1 pseudogene is annotated in these 940 nt (G+C 70.7%); it reads left to right on the top strand.

Annotated features, from left to right (window positions below):
- Positions 1–940 (top strand): annotated as a pseudogene (locus tag JCM9942_RS16920) (hypothetical protein); the annotation flags it as partial.

The raw sequence follows: 940 nt of genomic DNA, 5'->3' as shown, positions 1-940 counted from the left end.
CCGCCGGCCTACAGCGGCCAGGCGGCAACGGCCGGCGACACGCTCGATGCACGCGCCCTGCAAGGCAGCCGTCTGCAGTGGCGTCTGCAGTTCGGCCCCCAGCCACAACAGGCGTGGCTGCAGTTCCATGATGGTCGCCGGGTCGCCCTGCGGCGCGATGGCGACTACTGGCGCGGCAGCGACGTGTTGCTGCGCGCAGGCCTGTACCGCCTCCACACGACACCGGCCATGGCCGAGGCCGGACGCGCCTATCGGCTCGACGTGGTGGGGGATCGCCCGCCGCAGGTGAAGGTGATCACGCCGGCACAGACGCTCAGCCAGGCCGCACCGCGCCAGCGCACCTGGCAGCTGCGCTTCGAGGCCAGCGACGATTTCGGCGTGAACAGTGCCGCGACGCTGGCGATCACCACCGCCAAGGGCAGCGGCGAGAACATCACCTTCCAGCAGCGCCAGCTCACCCTGGCCGGTAGCGGACCGGTCACCGCACGGCGCTTCGCCTACACCGCCGACCTGGCCGCACTCGGCCTTGAACCGGGCGACGAAGTGGTCGCCCGCCTGAGCGTACGCGACAACCGCAGCCCGCAGCCGCAGGAGACACGCAGCGCCAGCCTGATCCTGCGCCTGCCCAGCGAGCAGCAGGTGCAGGCCAGCGACCTGGAAGGGGCGATCAAGAAAGTGATGCCGGCCTACTTCCGCAGCCAGCGGCAGATCATCATCGACGCCGAGGCGCTGTTGAAGCAGCAGCGCACGCTCGATGCCGACACCTTCGTCAAACGCGCCGATGCGATCGGCGTGGACCAGCGCATCCTGCGCCTGCGCTACGGCCAGTTCCTCGGCGAGGAAGCCGAGGGCGGGGCCAAACCGCCGCCGACCAGCGACGCGCCCGTTGCCGGTGCCGATGAGGGCCATGGCGAGGGACACGCGCAGGACGATGGCCACG

The organism is Stenotrophomonas pictorum JCM 9942 (assembly GCF_001310775.1).
GTDB lineage: Bacteria > Pseudomonadota > Gammaproteobacteria > Xanthomonadales > Xanthomonadaceae > Stenotrophomonas > Stenotrophomonas pictorum.
This window is presented reverse-complemented; position numbering and strand designations above follow the sequence as displayed.